Raw genomic sequence first — 23,686 nt, forward strand, 5'->3', positions numbered from 1 at the left:
TAATTCATCGATAGATTAATTCTATGTGTTAATCGATAAAAACTATGGAACTTATTTTTGACAGTGATTGTTTACTAAGTAAATATTTATTTATATGGATACATCTAAGATTATTAGTTTATTAGGAGACAAAAGTGATTATTATTTAAATCACGTATGTAAGACTATTGATAAATCGCTGCTTCATCTTCCATCACCCACTTGCGTGGACGATGTGTGGGTCAATTCAGATAGAAACATACAGACTCTCAATAGTCTGCAAACCTTGTTGGGGCACGGAAGATTAGCTAACACCGGATATGTTTCTATCCTCCCGGTAGATCAAGATATCGAGCATACCGCAGGGTCTTCCTTCGCTCCAAACCCCATTTATTTCGATCCGGAGAATATCGTAAAATTAGCGATCGAGGGTGGTTGCAACGCAGTCGCTTCTACGTTCGGCATACTAGGGTCAGTCGCACGAAAATATGCCCATAAGATTCCATTCTTGGTAAAACTAAATCATAATGAGCTTCTTACTTATCCGAATTCTTACAATCAAATCTTATTCGGCACGGTGAAGGAAGCATGGAATATGGGCGCCGTAGCTGTAGGGGCCACGATCTATTTCGGATCAGAGCAAAGCCGACGTCAGCTAGTCGAGATTGCCGACGCATTCGAGTATGCCCATGAACTAGGTATGGCGACCGTATTATGGTGCTATTTACGAAACAGCTCTTTTAAAAAGGATGGCATCGACTATTCCGCGGCAGCCGATTTGACCGGACAGGCTAATCACCTTGGCGTCACGATCAAGGCCGATATCATCAAGCAGAAGCTACCGGAGAACAACGGAGGTTTCACCGCTATCAATTTCGGGAAGATCGATCAAAAGATGTACACAGAGTTAACGACAGAACATCCGATCGACCTCTGCCGTTACCAAGTTGCCAATAATTATATGGGACGTGTCGGGCTTATCAACTCCGGCGGGGAATCTCATGGCGCCTCAGATCTTAAAGACGCTGTCGTCACTGCTGTCATAAACAAACGTGCGGGTGGCATGGGGCTGATTAGCGGAAGAAAGGCGTTCCAACGTCCGATGAAAGACGGCGTGGAGTTACTTCATTCAATTCAAGATATTTATTTGGATAAGGATATTACTATCGCTTAGTTTGTTATTGCGTTGAGAAAAGAAGGCCGTCCATCAAAGCTATATACTTTGGGGACGGCCTTCAAATTTTATTTCTTCAACCACATATCCAACCACTCAAAGAATGTGCGTTGCCATAGAACGCCATTCTGGGGTTTCAATACCCAATGGTTCTCATCCGGATAAATCAACAACTCGGCCGGTACCCCCCGAAGAACCGCGGCGTTAAACGCTGCCATTCCTTGATTAGCCAAGATCCGGTAATCCTTCTCTCCATGGATACAAAGGATAGGCGTATCCCATTTGTCCACGAACTTATGCGGAGAGTTCGCGAATGTACGCTGAGCCGTAGCGTTTTGCTTTTCCCAGTACGCTCCACCCATATCCCAATTGGCGAACCACATCTCTTCCGTTTCCAGATACTGCATTTCCATATTAAAGATACCATCGTGGGCGATAAACACCTTGAAACGTTTATCATGATGACCTGCCAACCAATATACGGAGAATCCACCGAAGCTGGCGCCTACACAACCCAAGCGATCCTTATTTACATACGGTTCCTTGGCTACCTCGTCAATAGCGGTGAAATAGTCTTTCATGCATTGTCCGCCATAATCGCCGCTGACAGCCTCATTCCATTCCAAGCCAAATCCGGGAAGACCCCGACGGTTCGGTGCCACGATAATATAGTCATTAGCCGCCATGATCTGGAAATTCCAGCGGTAAGACCAGAACTGGCTCACAGGGCTTTGCGGGCCACCCTCACAGAACAACAAGGTAGGATACTTCTTATTCGGATCGAACTGAGGCGGATAGATAACCCACGTTAGCATCTGCTTGCCATCCGTCGTCTTCATCCAACGTTCCTCTACCTTACCCATCGTAAGCTGGTCGTAAATATGTTTGTTTTCGAACGTAAGTTGAGTTACCGTATGATCCCCTGTCAAATCGATCGAATAGATCTCGTCTCCCATGCTCATGGAATGACGTTGAGCGATCAGCTTATCGCCCAGAAGAGCGACAGAGGCGTAATCGTACATACCTTCGGTCAGCGGGGTAATCTTATTGCCATTCGCCAAGTCTATCTGATAAACCTGCGACTCGCCATGCCAAACGCCCGTGAAATAGATACGCTTGCAATCAGCGCTCCAGCAATAAGAATCCACATTGGAGTCAAAATCCTTGCTTACGAATGTTTTCTCACCCGTCTCCAGATTCATTACCATCAAGCGATTTTGATCCGCCTCGTAACCATCACGTTCCATACTTAGCCAAGCGATACTCTTTCCGTCCGGAGAATAGGTGGGATTCGTATCATATCCCTTGTTCTCTTCCGTTATATTGGTCGTTTGCTTCGTATTCAGATCATATACATAAATATCCGAATTCGTAGAGATCGCATATTCTTTACCCGTCTTTTTGCGGCTGGTATAGGCAATCTTGTCCGAGGTAGTGTTCCAAGCCAATTGCTCGATACCGCCAAACGGCTTCATCGGGCTCTCAAACAACTCGCCCTCCATTACATCCACAGGATTGCTGATCGATTTGCCATCGAAATCGGCGACAAAAGGATGCGGAGCGGTAGTCACCCACTCATCCCAATGCTTGTACATTAAATCCGTAATGATAACACCTGTCGCCTTATCCAAATCCGGATATTTATCAGCGGTACTATTCACGGTTTTCACTTGCGAGATAAACAAGACCTTTTTCTCATCGGGAGAGAAAGCGAAACCCTCGATATCCTTGTCATAATCGGAAAGTCGCTTACGGTCCGTCCCATCCGGATTCATCTCCCAAAGCTGGCTGCTACCACTCTCGTTACATAAGAAAGCGATCTTGGTTCCTCCTTTGATCCATACGGCCTCGTTCTCAGCGAATCCGGTTTTCGTGATTTGCTTATTATCCGATCCGTCCGCGTTCATCACGAAGACCTCACGGTTGCTCTTGTTTTCCGGTACACTATAGTACGCCACCGTATACACCACTCTTTTCCCGTCCGGAGATACGTTCATACCGCCGATACGTCCCATGGCCCACAAAGCCTCCGGGGTCATGCGGCCGTCTTTGATCCGGATGTCCGACTTCCCGATAAGGTTCTTATCGCCGGTCTCCTTCACGTTCACATCCGTAGCCGGATTGCAAGCACCTAACAGTAGGGATGTTGCCATAATCATTGTTCCGATAGATTTATTCATGCCGTTATAATATATTACAATTTGAGTGCGAAAGTACTAAATATAATTTATATCTTCGCGTTACTAATTATAAGAACTGAACAGTATGAATAAGATTTGGTTATTTGGAGCCGCTGTATGTATGGTATTAGCACTCGGCTCATGTAAACCTAAACAGAGCGCGTACAAGGCTGCTTACGAACAGGCCAAAGAAAAAGAGTCGACAGCTCCTGTTGAGGTTGTAGAACAAGAGGAAGAAGTTGTTGAGGTCGCTCCTGTCTCAAAACCCAGAACCTCTACGGCTACCACTCGTACGGAAAAAATCAACGCCGCTCAAGGTGAGGACGCCAGCCGTCTGAAACGTTATAGCGTCGTTGTCGGTAGTTTCAAGAACAAGACAAACGCTTACGCATTAAAAGAACGTATGCAGAATGATGGTTACAACGCAGTGTTGGGCGAGAACGAGCAAGGGATGTTGCGTGTGATCGTCGCTAGCTTCGACAATAAAGCGGACGCCGCCGATAGCCGTGACGCCATCAAGGCTAAATACGCTCCTAACTTCCAAGATGCTTGGTTATTGGAGAGAGCTTATTAATTGTAAGCTATCAGAAAAGATAAAAGCGGAAGGTCTCGTTAGCCTGTAAGAAGAATCTTGCAGGTTATCGAGACCATTCTATTTGAAGGAAACATAAGGACATAAAAATAGCCCGACTTCAACAGCCGAGCCACTTTTCACCAATCTAATCTAACTTAACCTAAAACAAAAACCATCTTTTTCTTTTTGCCTTTCTCTTCTTATATCCTAACAACCTTTTTACCTTAAAAACGTAATACCTATTCGAAATTGTATAAACTCAAAACATCTAAACACATATGATATAAACGAATTACTCTTCATAAACCGGCCACGCACCTTCTTTCGTACAAACGAAAGCCGCTGTCTTTACAGCGAAATGATGGGCCTCGCTTAAGGACTTCCCCTTTAAGAGCGAAATGATTAGAGCCCCCGAAAAAGCATCCCCCGCCCCGACCGTATCCGCCACCGTGACCTCCGGCGTGGGCAACGTAGAGATCTCCTCTCTCGTATAAATCGTACTATGGGAGCTCCCCGCAGTCAAGACAAACATCCGAAGGCCGTATTTCTCAATAAACCATAAAGCCACTTCCCTCTCAGTTCCATTCAAGCCGAATAAGTCCCGAAGAACGTTAAACTCCTCATCATTCACCTTCAACACATTCGCTAAGTACAAAGACTCCTCGATCAACTCCTTATCATAGTATCGCTGGCGAAGATTGATATCCAGCAAACGATAAGCGTCTTTCGGCGCAAACGACGAGATCGCTTGTATCGTCTCCCGGGACTGACGGGAACGCTGGGCTAATGTACCGAAACAAATAGCGTCCGCTTTCTCCGCCAAATCAATCGCGTCGGATGTAGGCGATATATGATCCCAAGCCACTCGCTCATGAATCGTATAAGTAGGGATACCTTCTCGTAACTCTACCTGAACGGTTCCCGTCGGGTAAGGCACTTTCTCGATCAAATGCTGGATATGATTCTTATCCAACTCATCAACGATCTCTTTACCCAACTCATCATCTCCGACAGCGCTGATAGCATATCCCTCAGCACCTAGGCAAGACGCATGATAGACAAAATTAATCGGGGCCCCCCCAGCCTTTTTCCCGGAAGGAAGCATATCCCATAATAATTCTCCAATCCCAACGACAATTGGTTTACGTCTTGATTCAGTCACCTGTTCCATGGTCTTTCTATTAAAAACAACTTTTGTACTTATCGACACCGCAAAAGTATATCATCGTTATAAATACAACGATAACTATAGCTACAAGATAAATCACACAAGTTACATAAAAGATTTATTTTCAAGGGACAATAACAGACGTTACCCGTATGTAACATCTGTACAAGCAGCATCCTTACAAAGACTCTATAAACTCGGTTGGCGTTATATTATAAACCGCTTTAAAGCATTTGGAGAAATAGGCCGGCGAGCCGAATCCCGTGGCATAAGCAACCTCGCTAATCGTTCCGGATCGCTGCTTCAATAGGGCGGATGCCTTTTTCAAACGATAGTTACGCAAAAAGTCCGTAGGGGTAATCCCGGACAACTCCTTCACCTTTCGATATAAATGCACACGAGACAGGCCCAGTTTCTCACTGCCTTTCTCTATACTGAAATCGGGATCGCTATAATTCTCCTCTATCAAAGCGATAAACTTACGCATAAACAAATCATCCAGACTCTCTACCTTCCCTTTTGTCTCGATGGAAAGTCCCGCAGGCGATTGAGACTCTTTCAAGAAAACCTCTCGCAAACGATTACGTTCTTCCAACAATTTAATGATACGTAATTTCACGATCTCGATATTGAACGGTTTCTGGATATATTCATCCGCTCCCCCCTCAAATCCATACAAGCGTTGACTGTCATCCGAAAGAGCCGTAAGCAAGATTACCGGGATATGACTGAGGGCCATATCCGACTTAACCCGGCGGCAAAGCTCGAAGCCATTCATCTCCGGCATCATCACGTCACTGACGACCAGTGATACATTTTCCTTCAATAGAATATCCAAGGCCTTGGCACCATTCTCCGCTACAAGTACATTAAAATTCCCGGACAACTCATGCTGTAAATAAGCGCGAATATCCCAATCATCCTCAACGATCAAGATCATATAATCATATTTCTTATTCAACGTTTCTTGAACTTGGGATATATCCAAATGCGCTACACCAGAGGACGATTCTGTCGCATTCGACAGAAAGACACAAGATTCATCAAAATGAGATTTACCTTTCGGGATCTGAACGGTAAACACTGTCCGTTCGCCTTGCTCGCTTTCCACGTGGATCGAGCCTTTATGCATAAGGACAAATTCCCGTGTCAGATGCAGTCCGATACCCGTTCCCGGAGCATAGCTTTGCCCGCTTGTAAAAAAGCGCTCGAATACGGAGGCTAGGTTTTCCGGGGGAATACCCTCTCCATTATCTTCCACCGATAAGACAACCTCCGTCTCCTCCTCCCGCAAACGAATCGTAATCTTCCCCTGCTCCGGGGTAAACTTAAAAGCGTTCGAAAGCAAGTTCGTTAATATCTTCTCCATTTTGTCCGTATCCACCCAAACAAAAAGAGAATCCATTTCATGCAGGAAGGTATAATCAATTCGCTTACTCTGGGCCAGAGTATTAAAATAAGATTTCACCTCTTGGATTAAAAAGACCAAATCCATCTTAGTAACCCGCAATCCCATCTTATTATTCTCTATCTTCCGAAAATCCAGCAATTGGTCGATCACACGTTTCAAGCGTTCCGCATTCTTCTTAACGATGCGGATATCATCCGCGAAAGCGCCTGCCGGGGCATCTTGCGCCATCTTGTTCAGAGGCCCTAGAATCAAGGTTAAAGGAGTCTTTATCTCGTGAGATACATTCGTAAAGAACTGCAATTTCTGTGTCGTGACTTGCTCGATACGCTGGTTTGCTACCGAGAGTTCCTCTTTCTGTTGTTGTACCAAACGATTTCTCTCATTCAACAAATGATTCTTCTGGCGCACTTTACGATTAATATAAACCGTGTAAATAGCGGAACCACCCAACAAAAGCGCCAATATCAAGATAATAATCAAGGAACTATAAAGAAAGTTATATTTCGAGAGCAATTGCGACAAATTCGCACGCTGTTTCTCGATCTGGCGTTGATATTCTACCAACCGGTCTGATTGTAAATAAAGGGTACCGGCGTTGGTCTTATCGATCATAGCGGTGCTTAATGCATACTTTTTCGTATAAGCTTGTCCGCTTAAGATCTGCCATGCTACCTTAATAGCCACCCCACCACCTGTCGGATAATAAAAAGAGGCATCCAACTTACCCTGCGCAACCGCCTCCACGCCTAAGCCTCCTCCCAAGAGTCCATCCACGCCTATAAATTCCATGTGCCCCACCAGCGACGAATCTCGCTCCTCAATCGCCTCACGGGCCCCTAAGGCCATCATATCATTATGAGCGAAAACGATATCGACATCCTCTATGGAATCCAGCTTCAAGACTTCCTCATAGGCATTCTTCCTGTACCAATACCCATCCAACTCCCGGATTTTCACATTCGGATCAATAGACATCGCATCGACAAAACCTTGATGTCTTTCTGTAGCGGAGGAAGAGCCTCTCCGTCCCCATATCTCTAAAATCGTTGTCTCCCCCTTGATCAAGGAGCTGATGTACATTCCGATCGAGCGACCGATCTCGTAATTATCCGCTCCAATATACGTCGTATATTCATCGCTATTAATTTTCCGGTCCAATATGATAGTGGGAATACCAGCCCTGTACGCCTCAACAGCGACAGGCGTAACAGGCTCGGTCTCATTCGACGATATAATCAGCAAATCCACCTTTTTCTTGATAAAACCTTTTATCTGGCTGATCTGAGTATCATTATCTTGAATGGCATCCATCACGACCAGCTCGATCTCCGGATGATTTAAAGCCTCCACTTCCATATCACGTATCATGGATTGACGCCAAATATCCGTCATCGAGCATTGAGATACACCGATGACATATTTCTTTTCTTTTTTACCGGGCGAACAGGCAAAGCAAAGAATAAGGAATAGCCAAAACAGGATATAAAGCGGGTTTCCTTTCATGTGGTATATTTAATTCGATCGTTTATTCTACAAATATACGAAAACTATTCCGAAATTACCCCCAAACAAGTCAAGGTATCGTTTAACAACGGGGTAAATCTATGGATACCGATTTCATTCAAATGATCAGCGTCCCTATAGCAAGAATCAGGTAACGGTACAGCCGTATAATTCAAATAAAAGACCGTTTTATCATCCACGTATTCCCGAGCCAAAGAATCCGTCAATTCTCGATAACTCGAAGGAACCCGTTCCATATATTCCGTGGAAACAGGGGCATTGTACAAAATAAGAGACAGATCCCGCTTCTTACATTCCTCTACGATTCGCCCCAACATCTCTTGTTGAAATGAGGATGGCAATAAATAAGCACCCTTATCATCATAGTAATGACGATCGATAATAACGTCTAGTGTTCCCCCGGTCGCCCCCGTGAAAATACGCTCGATCACATTCCTTTTAATCTCAGCTACGCAATTCTTGAACGGAACGCCAAACTCATACGAATACATGACCTCCTTACGGGTTACCGGCGAAACAGCCTCCTGTACCAAAAGTCGCAAATCCTCCCGCTCCTTTAGATGGGGATAAATAGACATATAGGCAGGAAACTCATCTTGATAGGAATCATCGGCCACGGTAAACGTGTGGTAACCAAACCCCAATATCACGGTTTTCAAATGGGGAAGGTAAGGCGCTTTCAAGCATAAATCGATATAGGTATTGAAATAATTCTCACTGGATTTAGCGTCATTCCTCGATTTCCCCAGCATATCGGCGGATATCGAATGTAAAGGATGGGAATCGCCCAAAATCAATACCTCCACTTCCGGATCACTTTTGAGGCTGGGTACGCTTATATGAAAATAAGAGCGGATCAGCAGGCAACTAAGCAACCCTAAACATCCTACCACCCCTAAATACCGGAATATAGCTATAAAGAACCTTCTCATACTTATCAGAATTGAAAATAAATGAAACCTTGTGGATTACTGGCGTCGAAACCATAGATGATAATCAGCAATACCGTATAGATAACATACCGAACCGGAAGGCTCAGGTCCTCTATCATCAACCCATGCGCCTGTTTTCGGCCGATCCATTCCACGACGAACATAAGAGCCGTGAAAAAGAAACATTTCTTCAGCAGGAGTTGCCCGAATCCCAAGCCCACAAGCTGAGGAGCCGAGAATAACGAGACATTGAACATCCGCTCGAGATACACAGCCGCTTGGGATATATCTTCCGACCGGAACAGAATCCATCCCAATAAGACCAGCAAAAACGTAGCTCCCATCTGTGTCAATTCCTTCACAGAGGGGAGGAAACTGTTTTCCGCCACGGAATCTCTATATCTCCTATTTTGACCCAACAATAACAATGGCAGAAACAACAATGCATGATACGCTCCCCATGCCACAAACGTCCAGTTAGCCCCGTGCCAGAACCCACTTACCAAGAAAATAACAAGGGTATTCCGGAAGCTCTTCCATTTCCCTGCCCGGCTTCCCCCTAGGGGTATATAGATATAATCCCGGAACCAAGTCGTCAAAGAGATATGCCAACGCCGCCAAAACTCCGCTATATCCCGGGAGAAATAAGGATACTTAAAGTTCTGCATAAGGTCTATGCCAAACAACCGGGCACAGCCGATCGCTATATCCGAGTATCCGGAAAAATCCCCGTAAATCTGTATCGTAAAGAAGAAAGCCCCCAGAAACAAGGTACTCCCATCCAACGTCTGGTAATTCTCAAACACACCGTTCACGAACAAAGCGCAGTTATCGGCAACCACCACTTTCTTGAAAAATCCCCAAAGCATCTGGCGTATACCATCCAACGCCAGATCACAATCGAAATTACGAGGCCGGAGAAACTGAGGTAACAAATGGGTAGCCCGTTCTATCGGGCCCGCCACTAATTGGGGGAAGAAACTGATATAAGCGAAGAATGCCACAATATCATGAGTCGCCTTGATTTTACCTTGGTAAACATCAATCGTATAGCTCAAAGCCTGAAACGTATAAAAACTGATCCCGACAGGGAGCAAGATATTCAACGTCACGTAATCGGCATCCCAGCCCAATAGGTGAAGGACATTTACCAAATTCTCGGTAAAAAAATCAAAGTACTTAAATACGCCCAAGATCGAAAGGTTCAGTAAAATATTACCGGCACTTATCCACTTTTGGACCGACCGGTTGCCAGCGCATTTCTCCAAATAGACTCCACTCAAGTAACTGCATAACGACGTAAACAGGATCAGCAGCAAAAAGCGCCAGTCCCACCATCCGTAGAACAGGTAACTAACAGCTACCACAAATAGATTTTGCCACCGCAAAGACTTGAAAACAAACCAGTAACCAAAGAAAACCAATGGCAGGAATATAAGGAACTCTATGGAATTAAATAACATAAATATTTAATTTTCAGACTCAAGAATATGTATCATCAAGGCGCAAAGATAAGGAATATCAAGCATTGACCAATAAATATTTCGTATATTCGTGGCTCAGAAATACAATAAGATACAGAGATGAAGATAATCAACGAACAATTACTCGACGAGACCCAGGCCAAAGCCTTGCAGTCTCCCCGCCTGCGAATGAACTATAATTTCCATGAGAGATTGGATGATCCGATCAATCGGTTACTGAATGCCATGGAGCCCGGTACGTATTTGCGTCCGCACCGGCATTTAAATCCGGCGAAAGACGAGATCTTCTTGTTGCTACGTGGGAAGGTAGCGGTATTCTTGTTTGACGAGGAAGGGAATATCACGGAGAAAACGATACTGAATCCAAAGGAAGGCGCTTATGGAGCGGAGATCAAGGCCGGAACATGGCACGGGCTTCTGGTACTGGAATCCGGATCGGTTATTTATGAGATAAAGCAAGGGCCGTTCGCACCGCTAGCACCGGAGAACCTAGCGCCTTGGAGCCCCGAGGCGGAAGATACGGAGGGAGTAAAGAAGTATCTGGAATGGCTCGAGAGCCAAATATGATCGATGATACTTTTAGTATAACAAGCTAGCGATCAGCCTCGTATAACAAGAGCTATCCGATGGTTTTAACAATGCCCATTCTAAAGTGTTTACGATGCCCATTATAAGGAGCTTACAATGGGCATCGTTACCTCCTTATAATAGGCATTGTTATTATTTCTGGAAAACCTTCGTCGATTTAATCATCACGTCGTGTAAAGGACGATCGTTCTTATCCGTCTTTACCACGGAGATCTTCTCTACGATATCGAAGCCTTCCACTACCTCGCCAAAGATCGTTACCGAGCCATCCAGATGCGGAACGCCACCGATCGTCTTATAAATCTCACGCCGTTCGGCCGGGATCACTACCGGGCCTAATACCGCCAACGTATCTTCTACCAAGATGGACGCACGAGCATGTAACTCATTCTCCAAGGAATCGGCGGCCAAGGAAGGATCTTGCTTTTTCAGCTCATCCCGGAATTTATAGTACAACCAGTTCCGTCGGATCTCATTGATACGAGCCTCTTTCTCCGCAAGCTCCTTGTCGTCCAAGACTTTCCCTTGCACAAAACAGAACTGCGTACCGGCGGAGGCACGTTCCGGATTCACGGCATCGATCTCTTTCGCGTCGATCAAAGCGCCTTTCTTATTAAAATGATTGGGTAATATCTCGGCGGGAACGGTATAACCACCATCGCCATCCCCATACAAGGCACCCGGCTCATGCGCCTTACTCTCCGGATCACCACCTTGCACGACAAACTCCTTGATAACACGGTGGAAAAGCATACCCTCATACTCGTTCGACTGGCAGAGCTTTATGAAGTTATCCCGGTGAAGAGGCGTATCGTCGTATAGCAGGACGGTGACGTCTCCCATCGTCGTCTTGATTTTCACATATACGGGTTTATTCGGGTCCAAAGGCTTATCCCCACAAGCTACCAACGTGAGCAAGAGCAGGAACAGCGAGAAAATTTGTCGTTTCATACCTGTTTTATTTATCGAATTAAGTAGTTACAAAGCCGGTTATTCCTCCGCATAGACCAACATCTGGCAATTCTTGCAGTCGAAGCGCAAACGCAAGAGCGTTTCCTTATAGCGCAGGAAGTAAGGCTCCTTATAGGGAGACTTCTGCTTCTGGTAAGTAGGGCACCATCCCATACTGTACCGCAGGCAATGTTTCGTGAACATCAAAGGAACATCCTTCCGGGGAGACAACTCGAAAGCGTCTTCCACGGCAGTCACGCCATGCGCCTTATAAAAGGCACCAGCCTTGCTATTGGAGACATTCCCTAAATAAGTCAGACGCTTCTCTGGGAAAGGGATTTCCAAAGTCTCGCCTACACACGGCTTTATCGGACGAGCCTCTTCCCTGCGGTAACGAATCCGCCGGGTAGAGATAAGCCTCTCCACCCCTTGCCTACGCATCTCGGCCAATAAAGAAGAAGGGACAAACCAGTTATCGGACATCGCCACGGTGACCTCCGCCGCCTCAAAAGGCGTATTTCCCAACTTAGAGAGCTGGGTACGGATATTCTCCGCCTGATCCCGCCGGGCCGGTTCTTTCTCGAACGGCTGGGTAAGCATGATACGGGCTCCTGTCTCGTCTGTCATACTTAACGTGAAGCCAAAGGCATTATCTTGAAATTCCATCCGGACAGAGAGCTTCCGCTCGGCGGATGGCTTGGATAGCAGTTTATCAAACTCTTGATCGAAATTCCGGTACAAAGGCATCTTCGGACGGATCGCCGGGCGATCCAGCGTAAAGATCCGGTTCGCCTCCACACGGTTTACCCGGAAGCCCTCCAACTCCCCTTTCTCGTTGAAGAAGGTAAGCCCATCGCCATTATTCAATTGTTTCAGTCCGGCGATCGTGAAAGAGTTTCCTTTCAGTTCTTTCACCGTACCCACCGGCTCCCCCAAGGACTTAGGCGTATCAAAGCTGGTGATATCCTTCGTACGCTCCTTCCATAAGAAAGGCGTGAAACCCCGGTTGAAACTTTTCTCCGCCACGGGCTCGAACGTGTAAGTGCTATGCCCGGCCGAGGCACGACGGTATTCCGGCCGACGGACCAAGATAGCGTCTAGTTTCTTCCGATACCAAGCCGTTACGTTCTTCACGTAAGATACATCCTTCAAACGACCCTCGATCTTCAAGGAAGAGACACCGGCATCCAACAACTCCTCCAAGTATTCGCCCCGGTTCATGTCCTTCAAGGATAAGAGATGCTTACCCGATACGATCTCCTTCCCATCCACGTCGATCAAGCTATAAGGCAGGCGGCAATACTGGGCGCATTCCCCCCGGTTGGCGCTTCGTCCGCTCAAGGCGGCGCTCAGGTAACACTGGCCGCTATAGCTTACGCACAGCGCCCCGTGTACGAAGACCTCCAGAGGCACGTTCGTTCGCTCGGCGATCTCCCGTATCTGGTTCAGTGATAGCTCTCTCGCCAATACGACTTGCGTGAAACCTACCTCTTGCAGGAATCTCACCTTCTCCGGCGTACGGTTATCCGTTTGCGTACTGGCGTGCAAGGGGATAGGCGGAAGGTTCAACTGGGTGATACCCATGTCTTGAACGATCAAGGCATCCGCCCCGGCCTCGTAAAGCTGCCAGATCATTTGCTCGGCCTCTGCCAGCTCCTCTTCTTTCAAGATAGTGTTCAAGGCCACGTAAATACGAGCCGAATAGAGATGGGCGTAATCGCAAAGCTGCCGTATATCGTCCAGCGTATTACCGGCGGCGGCACGGGCTCCGAACTTCGGGGCACCGATATACACGGCATCGGCGCCATGGTTAATCGCCTCCCTACCGCAAATCAGATCCTTAGCGGGAGATAACAGTTCTATCGAACGGGGTTCTTTTCTCATTTACAAGCTTCCTAGTTTTTTAATATCTTCCCGGCGGAACGGGGTCTCTTGGTATACGTAATAGTTCAGCCAATTGGTGAATAGCAGGTTCGCGTGCCCCCGCCAACGTACCACCGGGCCTTGCGCCGGATCGTTATTCCGGTAATAATTACGAGGCTTGTTGATGGGCAATCCCTTCCCCAAATCACGCATATACTCATCATTCAGCGTATAGGGCGAATACTCGGAATGGCCGGTGATGAAGAATTCCCGTCCGCCACGAGCCATCGCCATATAGACGCCGGATTCCTCGCTCTCGGACAATAAGGTGAGCTCGGGCACCTTCATGATATCCTCCCGGCGAATCTCGGTATGACGGCTATGAGGCACGAAGAACTCGTCATCGAACCCCCGGAAGATCGGAACAAACGGTTCCCGGAGCGAATGACGGAAGACTCCGAACATCTTGGCCGGCAAATCATATTTAGGCACCCCATAGAAATGGTATAGCCCCGCTTGCGCCGCCCAGCAGATATAGAGCGTGGAGGTAACATGCGTACGGGCCCAATCGAATATCTGCGTGATCTCCTCCCAATAACTAACTTCCTCGAAAGGCATCTGCTCCACGGGAGCGCCCGTCACGATCATCCCGTCGTAGAAATCATCCGCCATCTCATCGAAATCCTTATAAAATTCCTGCATATGCTCGATGGGCGTATTCTTCGGCGTATGTCCCTTGATCTTCATAAAATCAAGTTCCACTTGTAGGGGTGTATTACTGAGGAGGCGAACCAAGTCCGTCTCGGTCGTTATCTTAAGGGGCATCAAATTCAATACGACTACCCGAAGGGGGCGGATATCCTGCTCCGACGCACGCAAGGAATCCATCACGAAGATATGTTCCTTCTTCAGCAGCTCGATAGCCGGTAAGTTCTTTTGTAAATTTAATGGCATTTTCTATCTCTGATTATTATATGAGCGCAAAGATAATGAGAATTTTCTCATTATCGCTTATACTTCGCCACCATGATCACGGGGTTGTCCTCCTCGTGCATACCTGCGGCGATCTCCTTTAACTTGCCTTTGAGGTGTCCTTCTTGATAGGCCTCGACAAGTTCGGGGGTATTTATCCGCCACGTGAAGGCGATCTCGTCGTTATTGAAGACCGTGAGGTCGAAAATCTCGTCCACGAGGTTGGCGATCGGTACTTCTTTCGTAAAATCATCGTTATATAGGACATACTCGGATACTTCCTTTGTCTCCCTATCGTACACCAAATCGGTTCTCATCAACCGATAGTAGGTATCCATCATCGCCAAGTTCAACTCTTTCTTTACGGTCTGCATAAAACAATAACGATCCGTAACCACACCCGGGAAAAGAAAGATCTCCGGGCTCATGGATTGAATAGAGGGAGTCCTTACGATAAAGGGCTTTAATCCATCAGCGGGCGAATAGGTGTAGACCGTGTCGCAAGATGGCTCCGTAAGTAGCCAACGATCCCCGTAAGGGACGATACAAGGGTTATTAACCATACCTATGCCCTTTTCGTCGAACAATACTTGCGACACCTTTTTCTCAAAAGGAATCTTAATCTCCTCTACCACGCTCCCGTCTCGCTTGGATACTATCAAGAATATATTCCTAGGCTCAAGATCCTGATGATCTCTATTAAAATTACGCCCGCTACTAGCGTCTTGGCAGATGAAATGATCTCCGTCTAAATTGAAGATCGCTTTATAATAAACCCATGATTTCGTATCTTCGTCTTCTCCTTCCTTAAACAGGAAACTTCGTTTAAAATTCCCGAACAAGTCATAAGTCATTATCTTTCTTTGCTGCAGATTACCAACAAACATTTCTCCTTTCTCATCGTCCAGATAGATACCATTCGTCGCATAATACTCCTCGTTACCCTGTCCCCTCCGGTTAATCTTTCGTACCGCTTTTCCTTTCCGGTCATAAATAAAAATATTCCCATCAGCAGCAAACATATTCCGTACGATCATCACATCCTTCCCAATCGCCTGCAACCAGCCTAGCGTCACGAACTCGTCGGTAGTCTCCAACGGAATATATTCCACATCGAAAAGATCTTGCAAGATCAGTTCCTTTTTGGGATAATCTTTCGATACGTCCACCACGATAAGATCCTCTTTCTCTTGGGTAGAAGAGGTACCGCAGCCAACCATACCTCCCGTTAATAAAAACATTCCCGCCGCTATCAAGCTCTGTCTCATAATAGTCTTTTCTTTTAGTTTAAATTTAAGGATAAAGGCAAATAACATTCACCTTGCGCAATATAGGGAATTTTTAATGGCTACGCAAAGATTTGTTCGAAAAACTCGTAAATATCTCACTATTTAATGGTTATTATAAATAAGAAAACCAATGGAACCCATCCTATAACTCAATGGGATCTTGTTCGTATTCCATTGAGTTATAGGATGGGTTCCATTGGTTTATAAATTGATATCCATATATCTGCTTTAGGTATAAGGATTAGAAACCTCCCCCTAAAGCCTTATACAGGTATACCACCGACAGCAACTCATCCAGCACGGCATTGTTCAAACCGATCTGGGCGTCCAGCAAACCACGCTGGGCATCCAATACGTCCATGTAGCTGATGACACCGTTGATGTATTGCAGTTGGGCGAGTTCCAGATATTTACTGGCGGAGGCTTCCAGATTCATGCGGGAAGCACGGATCTCCTTCACCTTGCGGACGGTCACGATAGCGTTGTTCACCTCCTTGAAAGCGCCTAATACGCTCTTCTCGTAACTATAGACCTCTTGCTCGTAACGAGCCTTCGCCGCTTTCACTTTCGCTTTGTTCTTCCCCATGGCGAAGATCGGCTGCAACAGGCTTCCGGCAATAAAACCTGCCGGACTCTTCAAGATACTGCTTAACTCATCGCTCTCGAAACCGTAATTGCTTGTCAAACGGATCTTCGGGAATAAGTCCGTTTGCGCCACACCTACCTGAGCGTTCGCCGCCCGAAGCTTAAACTCCGCTTGACGCATATCCGGCCGGCGCTCCAGCAAAGAAGACGGTAAGCCGATCGGTAAGGCATCCGGCAGGTGCTGGTCGCTCAAGGAGAGGCCACGGGGGATATCATCCGTATATTCGCCCAACAGCATGCTGAGGTCGCTCTCCTTGATCTTGATCTGACGCTCCAGCGAGGGGATCAAGGTCTCGGTACGGGCCAACTCCACTTGGGCTTGGTTGTAAGCCGTCTCGGAAGTAAGTCCACCCTCATAGCGAAGCTTCGCCAAGCGAACACCCTCACGACGTGCGTCTAAGGTTTGTTGTACGATCGACAACTCTTGGTCCAAGGCGCAAAGTTGATAATAATTGGCGGCTACCTCGGCGATGATGGTCAATCGCAAGGCACGCTGCCCCTCCACGGTCTGCATATAGGAAGCGATGGTAGCCTCGTTCGCCCAGCGGAGGTTGCCCCATAAATCCAATTCCCAAGATAAAGTCAGTTTCGCCCCAAACTCAGGGTCGGGAGACGGGCTATCCCCTCCATAGTTCAAGCGTTCCTTTTGCGCATAGATATTCACACCCACCTCCGGCAGCATATTCGCGAAAGAGATCCGTTTGGCGGCGATCATCTCCTTCACCTTGGCGGCGGCGATCTTCATATCCTTATTATTATCCAGAGCCTTTTTGATCAAATCTTTCAAGGTCTCATCGGCGTAAAGGCTCTCCCAAGGGATATTCTCCACGGACGCCGTATCGGTCGTATCCGTATAAGCCTCGATCCGGTCCGGCAGGTTCAACTCCGGACGTGCGTAACGCTTTCCGATCTTGCAGGAAGAGAACGCCAGCATAGAAACGACACACACCACGGTTACCACTTCTTTCTTTTGAGCGATACGTTCCATCCGCATCTTCCCCTTCACTTTATAAATCAAGACAAAGAAGAAGGGAACCAACACGATACCTACCGTAATCGCCACCAGCATACCGAAGAACACGCCCGTACCGATACTATGGCGGGAAGCTGAGCCCGGCCCGCTAGCCAACACCATCGGAAGCATACCCAACACGAAAGCCAACGAGGTCATCAAGATCGGGCGGAAACGCATCTGGGCGGCATGGATAGCGGCTTTCACCACATCTACCCCGTTATCCACCTGTACCTTGGCGAACTCGACGATCAAGATAGCGTTCTTCGCCGCCAAACCGATCAGGGTTACCAGACCGATCTGGAAATAGATATCGTTCTCCAACCCCGTCACCCAGATACCCAAGTAAGCACCCAACGTGGCGACCGGCAAGGAAAGCAATACGGCGATCGGCACGATCCAGCTCTCATACTGAGCCGCCAAGAACAAGAAGACAAACAAGAATACCAACGCCAAGACAAATCCCGTCTGCCCGCCGGCCTGTTTCTCCTGATAGGAAAGACCGCTCCACTCCAGACCGATATTCTCGGGCAGATGCTCCCTAGCGATCCGTTCCATCGCCGCCATCGCCTCGCCCGTACTATATCCCGGGGCGGCTACAGCGTTGATCGAGGCCGTGGTGAACATATTGAAACGCTTGATCGTTCCCGGGCCGGTCGTATATTGGGTCGTGCCCAAGGCGGTCAAGGGAACCATCGCCCCGTCCTTGCTGCGCACGAAGAACAAGTCCAGATTATCCCGGGTAGCCCGGTAAGGCGCCTCCGCTTGGATATATACACGGTAAATACGGTTGAACATATTGAAGTCGTTCACGTACACGGAGCCTAGATAAGCTTTCATGGTCGAGAAGATATCGGACAAAGGGATGCCGAGGAACTTCGCCCGGTCACGATCCACGTCGAAATACAACTGCGGGATCTCGCTCTGCATGGCGGAAGATACGCCTTGAAGCTCCGGCGCCTGCGAGGCGTAATACAGGAAGGTATCCGTGGCGCTTACCAGATTATCCCAGCTAGCGTCTCCCCTAGCCTCCAACTGCATCTCCAAACCACCGCTCTCGCCCAAGCCCGGGATTACCGGCGGACGGTTCACGTACGACTTAGCCTCGGGGTAATAATAGAATTCCCGGCGGGCATCGGCCATCACGTCCTCTACCTTCATACCGGAGGATTTACGCTCTTCCCACGGTTTCAGGATCACCGTCAGCGTGGCACGCCCTTGGTTCGTACCGACACGGGGACTGCTACCCGTTACGTTCTGCACGTAGGCCACGGCCGGATGATGGTCGAGGAACTCGATCGCACGGTCTGTCACGGCACGTGTACGCTCCAAGGTAGTCCCCTCGGGCATCTCCAGCTCAACGGTGAAGAACCCTTGATCCTCCTCCGGGATAAAGCTGGTAGGCAACACCCGGTTCAAGACGAAGATAGCCACCAGCACCATCCCGAACCCTGCCAAGATACGGCGGGGATTAGCGATGGAGATACGCAACAACTTCGTATATTTCTTATTTCCTTTCGCCAACCACAGATTGATCTTACGGAAAATAAACGCTTTCTTCTTATGAGACGGACGCAAGATGATGGCGCACATCGCCGGACTCAACGTCAAGGCCACTACCGTGGACAGCAACACGGAAACTACGATCGTAACGGAGAACTGACGGTACAACTGCCCCGTGATACCTCCCAAGAAACTCACCGGCACGAACACGGCGGCCAATACCATGGAGGTAGCGATCAAGGCACCGGATAATTCCCGCATCGCCTTATGCGTAGCCTCACGGGCGGTCACACGTTCCTCGGCCATGATACGCTCCACGTTCTCCACCACCACGATAGCGTCGTCCACCACGATACCGATCGCCAAGATCAATCCCAGCAAGGTTAGCATATTCAACGAGAAGCCGAAGATCAACATGAAACCGAACGTACCGATCAAGGAAATCGGGACGGCGATCGTCGGGATCAAGGCCGCACGCCAATTCTGCAACGAGAGGAACACCACGAGAACAACCAAGAAGAGGGCCTCGAACAAGGTCTTATACACCTCATGCACGGATTGGGAGATATACTCCGTCATATCAAACGGGAAATTATACTCCAAGCCCTCCGGGAAATTCTTGCTGATATCCTTCATCGCCTCTTTCACCTTCGTGGCGACCTCCAGAGCGTTCGCTCCCGGCAACATATAGATACCCAAGATAGCGGCGTTCTTCCCGTTGATCCCACTCTCCGTAGAATACGAGGAAGCCTCCAGCGATACCCGGGCCACGTCGCTCATCCGGACGATCGAGCCATCCGGGTTCGCCCGCACCACGATATCCTCAAACTCCTTCACGGTGGACAAACGTCCCGGGGCCGTGATAGGCAAGGTGACATCCACGTCCAGCACAGGTTGCTTACCCAGCTCGCCCGCCGCCGATTCCCGGTTCTGGTCTTTCAAGGCATCCTGCAAGTCCTTTACCGTCAATCCCATATTGGCCAACCGATCCGGATACACCCAGATCTGCATACCGTAATAACGGCTACCGATATTCGATACACGGCCTACGCCCGGGATACGGCGCAATACGTCCAACACGTTGATCGTGGCGAAGTTACTCAGATAGATCTCGTCGAACTTCGGATCGTCGGACATCAAGCTCAAGGTCATCAGCTGGCTGGGTGCCTGCTTCTCGATCGTGATACCATTCTGGATCACCTCGGCGGGCAAACGGCTCTCGGCCAGTTTCACACGGTTCTGGATCTCGACAGCCGCCAAGTCCGCATCGGCGGATACATCGAAGGTTACCGTAATATTCAAGCTACCCGAGTTCGAGCTACTACTTTGCATATAAATCATGCCGGGCGTACCGTTCAGCTCCTGCTCGATTGGGGTAGCGACCGCTTGAGACACTGTCAGGGCGCTCGCTCCCGGATACGTGGCGCTGATCTTCACCACGGGGGGCGTAATCTGCGGATACTGGTCCACAGGCAATAATGCCAGTCCGATGATTCCGACAATCACGATCAGGATCGATAAGACGGTCGAAAAGACAGGACGGTCTATAAAGAATCCCGGTTTCATTGTTCTTCCTCCTCTCTAAGCGCTTGGATAGCCTTCTCGTCGCCGGCCTCTACCGCATGTACCTTCACGCCCGGTACCAATTTATGATAACCCTCTACCACTACTCGCTCGTTCTCGCCCAAGCCTCGTTCGATCACGACCTTGTTGCCGATCTCCGGGCCGGTCTGCACGAAACGCTTCTCGGCGATATCGTCCCTACGGATGATATAGATGAACGCACCTCCTTTCTCAATCGAGAGCGCTTTCCGGGGAACGACAATCGAACGCTCTCGGACATCCAGCAGGAGCTTCACTTTCGTGAACTGTCCGGGCAATAATTTCTGGTTCGGGTTGGATAGTTCCGCACGAACGCCAAACGTACCGGTCTTCGGGTCCACCAGCGGATCGGCGAAGTCCACGATACCTTTTACCGGGTATTCAGAGTCGTCCGCTAAGGTAACCGTCACGGTAGGCTGCCACGAACGGGTCGTATCCCGCTCGCCAAACTTCACGTTACGACGCTCGGCACGCAGGTAATCCAAGGCGGTCATCTTAAAATCGACCAATACCGTGTCGCTCTTCACGACAGCCGCCAATTTCGAATTGACACCCGGGCCCACCAAAGCGCCCACATCCACGAAACGCTCACTGATATACCCGGACAGCGGCGAGGTCACTACCGTATAGCTCAACTCCATCTCCGCTTGATCCAGATCCGCCTTGCTCATGGCGATATTCGCCTCGGCGTCTTCCAGAGCGGCCGTGGCGTTATCCAAATCCAGCTGGCTGGCGGCGTGTTGCTCGTACAACGGTTTCAGGCGTTCCACGTCACGTCGGGCCTTGGCCGCTTGGGCTTGGCTTTTCTTCAGTTGGGCTTTCGCCTTCTCTACCCTAGCACGATATTTATCGGGATTAATCATAAACAGGGGCTCATTCTGCTTCACCCGTTTACCTTCCTCAAACAACATTTTCTCTAGGAATCCCTCCACACGGGCATGTACCTCGACAAAGCTGGCGGCACGGATACGTCCCACGTACTCACCATAAATCTGCACGTCTTCTTTTGAGGGTTTGTCTACGATCACGATGGGCAATTGCTGCTCTTCCTTATGGTGGCAACCCGTCATCGCTACTACAAGGGCTATCAAGATAACCTGTACTTTTGCCAATCTTTTCTTGCTCATTCTACCTATATAAATTACTTATGTCACATTTGTTATTTAAGAAAGAAAGAATCATTCCATTTTTCTCGAGGACATCGATAATTAACGTTACTTTACTTAATAACAAACCGTATAGCGTTTATGTTAACATTTATACTAAATTCAGGGCGTATCCAACTGGGGAATAAATCCACAACCAGCCGGGTAAGTCTACACTTCAAAAACAAAAATCCTTTCGAATGAAATGTTTTTTTCCATCCGAAAGGATTCTACAGATATCAGATCTTCATCTATTATCTTATTGATCAACCGACAACGCTTTCCATAAATTATCGTCCGGCACGGGAGCGACAATTCGCACGTTCTCTTTTGAAACCGGATGGATAAACTCCGCGCTACGGGCGTGCAAGCTAATGCCTCCATCCTTATTGGAACGATCGAAACCATATTTCAGATCCCCCTTGATCGGACATCCCATCTTCGCCAACTGACAGCGGATCTGATGGTGCCGCCCCGTCTTCAAATCGATCTCCAACAGATAATAATTATCCGAATGGGCGATCAATTTATAACGCAGGATAGCTTTCTTGGCATTCGGCCGCTTGGTATCGTAAGCGTAACTCTTATTTTGCTTCTCGTTCCGCACCAGCCAATCCACCAACTCACCCTCATCCTGCGGGGGACGGCTCTTGACGATCGCCCAATACGTCTTGCGCACCTCACCGACACGAAACATCTCGTTCAAGCGAGAAAGGGCCTTGCTCGTCTTGGCGAAAATCACGACCCCGCTCACCGGACGATCCAGACGGTGCGTGACACCGACAAAGACATTCCCGGGCTTGCAATACTTCTCCTTCAGCCATACCTTCAGCATCTCCGAGAGAGGCTTATCGCCCGTCTTGTCGCCTTGCACGATCTCACGGCAGGTCTTATCTACCGCTATAATATGATTATCCTCGTAAATAACCTCCATATTACATGTTCATACCGCCGTCAACCTGAATAACCTGTCCGGATACATAAGAAGACATATCCGAAGCCAAGAAGGTAGCGATATTAGCCACATCCTCCACCGTACCGCCACGGCGCAAAGGAATCTTCTTGCACCACTCGGCACGTACCTCGTCAGACAACTGAGCGGTCATATCCGTAATAATGAATCCCGGGGCGATAGCGTTCGCACGGATGCCACGAGAACCCAACTCCTGAGCGACAGACTTAGCCAAGCCGATCATACCGGCCTTGGAAGCGGAGTAGTTCGCTTGTCCGGCGTTGCCATGAACACCTACGACAGAAGACATATTGATAATGCTACCCGCACGTTGCTTCATCATGACCGGGGTACAAGCGTGGATAAAGTTGAAAGCGGACTTCAAGTTCACGTTCAACACAGCGTCCCATTGTCCCTCGCTCATACGCATCATCAAGCCGTCTTTCGTGATACCGGCGTTGTTCACCAAGATATCGATACGTCCGAAATCCTTTACGATCTCGGCCACCACGTTATGAGCCTCCTCAAAGTTAGCAGCGTTAGAAGCGTATCCTTTCGCCTTTACGCCCAAGGCCTCGATCTCGGCCTGTGTAGCCAAGCCATTCTCATCGATCACTAGATCCGTGAAAGCGATGTTAGCGCCCTCTTGGGCGAACTTCAAGGCGATAGCCTTACCAATACCACGAGCGGCACCTGTTACGACAGCCACTTTACCTTCTAATAGTTTCATATTACTCA

16 protein-coding genes are annotated in these 23,686 nt (G+C 48.3%); 3 read left to right on the forward strand and 13 right to left on the reverse strand.

Annotated elements, in window-relative coordinates; all coding sequences use genetic code 11:
* The first annotated feature begins 94 nt into the window (after positions 1-94).
* Positions 95-1,153 carry a class I fructose-bisphosphate aldolase gene (locus D7V92_RS06610; protein ID WP_008771817.1) on the forward strand — a complete coding sequence of 353 codons (1,059 nt, stop codon included), beginning with the start codon at positions 95-97 and terminating at the stop codon, positions 1,151-1,153.
* 68 nt (positions 1,154-1,221) lie between these two features.
* Here D7V92_RS06610 and D7V92_RS06615 read toward each other — a convergent pair whose 3' ends face one another.
* Entirely contained in the window at positions 1,222-3,333 is a 2,112-nt protein-coding gene (locus tag D7V92_RS06615; protein ID WP_172681029.1) for a S9 family peptidase, read from the reverse strand.
* Between the two features lie 85 nt (positions 3,334-3,418).
* On the opposite strand from D7V92_RS06615, the gene D7V92_RS06620 reads away from it, so the two are divergent.
* Positions 3,419-3,907: an SPOR domain-containing protein gene (locus D7V92_RS06620; protein ID WP_005856008.1), complete on the forward strand. Its 489-nt coding sequence runs from the start codon at positions 3,419-3,421 to the stop codon at positions 3,905-3,907.
* Between the two features lie 292 nt (positions 3,908-4,199).
* On the opposite strand, the gene D7V92_RS06625 is transcribed toward D7V92_RS06620, so the two are convergent.
* The 4 genes from D7V92_RS06625 to D7V92_RS06640 all read right to left on the reverse strand — a co-directional run bounded on the left by D7V92_RS06625 (position 4,200) and on the right by D7V92_RS06640 (position 10,405).
* Positions 4,200-5,078 carry a carbohydrate kinase gene (locus tag D7V92_RS06625; RefSeq protein ID WP_005856006.1) on the reverse strand — a complete coding sequence of 293 codons (879 nt, stop codon included), beginning with the start codon at positions 5,076-5,078 and terminating at the stop codon, positions 4,200-4,202.
* 175 nt (positions 5,079-5,253) lie between these two features.
* A complete protein-coding gene (locus tag D7V92_RS06630) occupies positions 5,254-7,989 on the reverse strand; it encodes a substrate-binding domain-containing protein (protein ID WP_121772539.1) in 2,736 nt (911 codons plus the stop codon).
* Between the two features lie 44 nt (positions 7,990-8,033).
* The gene (locus D7V92_RS06635) at positions 8,034-8,942 is read right to left on the reverse strand and encodes a hypothetical protein (RefSeq protein WP_121772540.1); all 909 of its coding nucleotides are present in this window, start codon (positions 8,940-8,942) and stop codon (positions 8,034-8,036) included.
* Positions 8,943-8,947: 5 nt separating this feature from the next.
* A complete protein-coding gene (locus D7V92_RS06640) occupies positions 8,948-10,405 on the reverse strand; it encodes an MBOAT family protein (RefSeq protein ID WP_008780333.1) in 1,458 nt (485 codons plus the stop codon).
* Positions 10,406-10,525: 120 nt separating this feature from the next.
* On the opposite strand from D7V92_RS06640, the gene D7V92_RS06645 reads away from it, so the two are divergent.
* Entirely contained in the window at positions 10,526-10,993 is a 468-nt protein-coding gene (locus tag D7V92_RS06645) for a WbuC family cupin fold metalloprotein (RefSeq protein ID WP_005855998.1), read from the forward strand.
* Positions 10,994-11,146: 153 nt separating this feature from the next.
* On the opposite strand, the gene D7V92_RS06650 is transcribed toward D7V92_RS06645, so the two are convergent.
* The 8 genes from D7V92_RS06650 to fabG all read right to left on the reverse strand — a co-directional run bounded on the left by D7V92_RS06650 (position 11,147) and on the right by fabG (position 23,678).
* On the reverse strand, positions 11,147-11,965 hold the full coding sequence (locus tag D7V92_RS06650) for a peptidylprolyl isomerase (protein ID WP_005855996.1): 819 nt from the start codon (positions 11,963-11,965) through the stop codon (positions 11,147-11,149).
* A gap of 39 nt (positions 11,966-12,004) precedes the next feature.
* Positions 12,005-13,849 carry a U32 family peptidase gene (locus D7V92_RS06655; protein WP_121772541.1) on the reverse strand — a complete coding sequence of 615 codons (1,845 nt, stop codon included), beginning with the start codon at positions 13,847-13,849 and terminating at the stop codon, positions 12,005-12,007.
* Complete coding sequence (metA, locus tag D7V92_RS06660; protein WP_005855991.1) at positions 13,850-14,782, reverse strand: homoserine O-succinyltransferase; 933 nt, start codon at positions 14,780-14,782, stop codon at positions 13,850-13,852.
* Between the two features lie 50 nt (positions 14,783-14,832).
* A complete protein-coding gene (locus D7V92_RS06665) occupies positions 14,833-16,068 on the reverse strand; it encodes a 6-bladed beta-propeller (RefSeq protein ID WP_121772542.1) in 1,236 nt (411 codons plus the stop codon).
* A 262-nt stretch (positions 16,069-16,330) separates the two neighbouring features.
* On the reverse strand, positions 16,331-20,815 hold the full coding sequence (locus tag D7V92_RS06670) for a multidrug efflux RND transporter permease subunit (protein ID WP_121772543.1): 4,485 nt from the start codon (positions 20,813-20,815) through the stop codon (positions 16,331-16,333).
* Positions 20,812-21,978 carry an efflux RND transporter periplasmic adaptor subunit gene (locus tag D7V92_RS06675; RefSeq protein WP_008778262.1) on the reverse strand — a complete coding sequence of 389 codons (1,167 nt, stop codon included), beginning with the start codon at positions 21,976-21,978 and terminating at the stop codon, positions 20,812-20,814. The genes D7V92_RS06670 and D7V92_RS06675 overlap by 4 nt, the downstream gene beginning before the upstream one ends.
* Before the next feature lie 277 nt (positions 21,979-22,255).
* Positions 22,256-22,930 (reverse strand): RluA family pseudouridine synthase, encoded by a 675-nt coding sequence (locus D7V92_RS06680; protein WP_121772544.1) that lies wholly within the window; start codon positions 22,928-22,930, stop codon positions 22,256-22,258.
* A gap of 1 nt (position 22,931) precedes the next feature.
* Positions 22,932-23,678, reverse strand: coding sequence for a 3-oxoacyl-[acyl-carrier-protein] reductase (fabG, locus tag D7V92_RS06685; protein ID WP_121772545.1), 747 nt, complete (start codon positions 23,676-23,678; stop codon positions 22,932-22,934).
* Positions 23,679-23,686: the final 8 nt, after the last annotated feature.

Source organism: Parabacteroides sp. CH2-D42-20 (assembly GCF_003670185.1).
GTDB lineage: Bacteria > Bacteroidota > Bacteroidia > Bacteroidales > Tannerellaceae > Parabacteroides > Parabacteroides distasonis.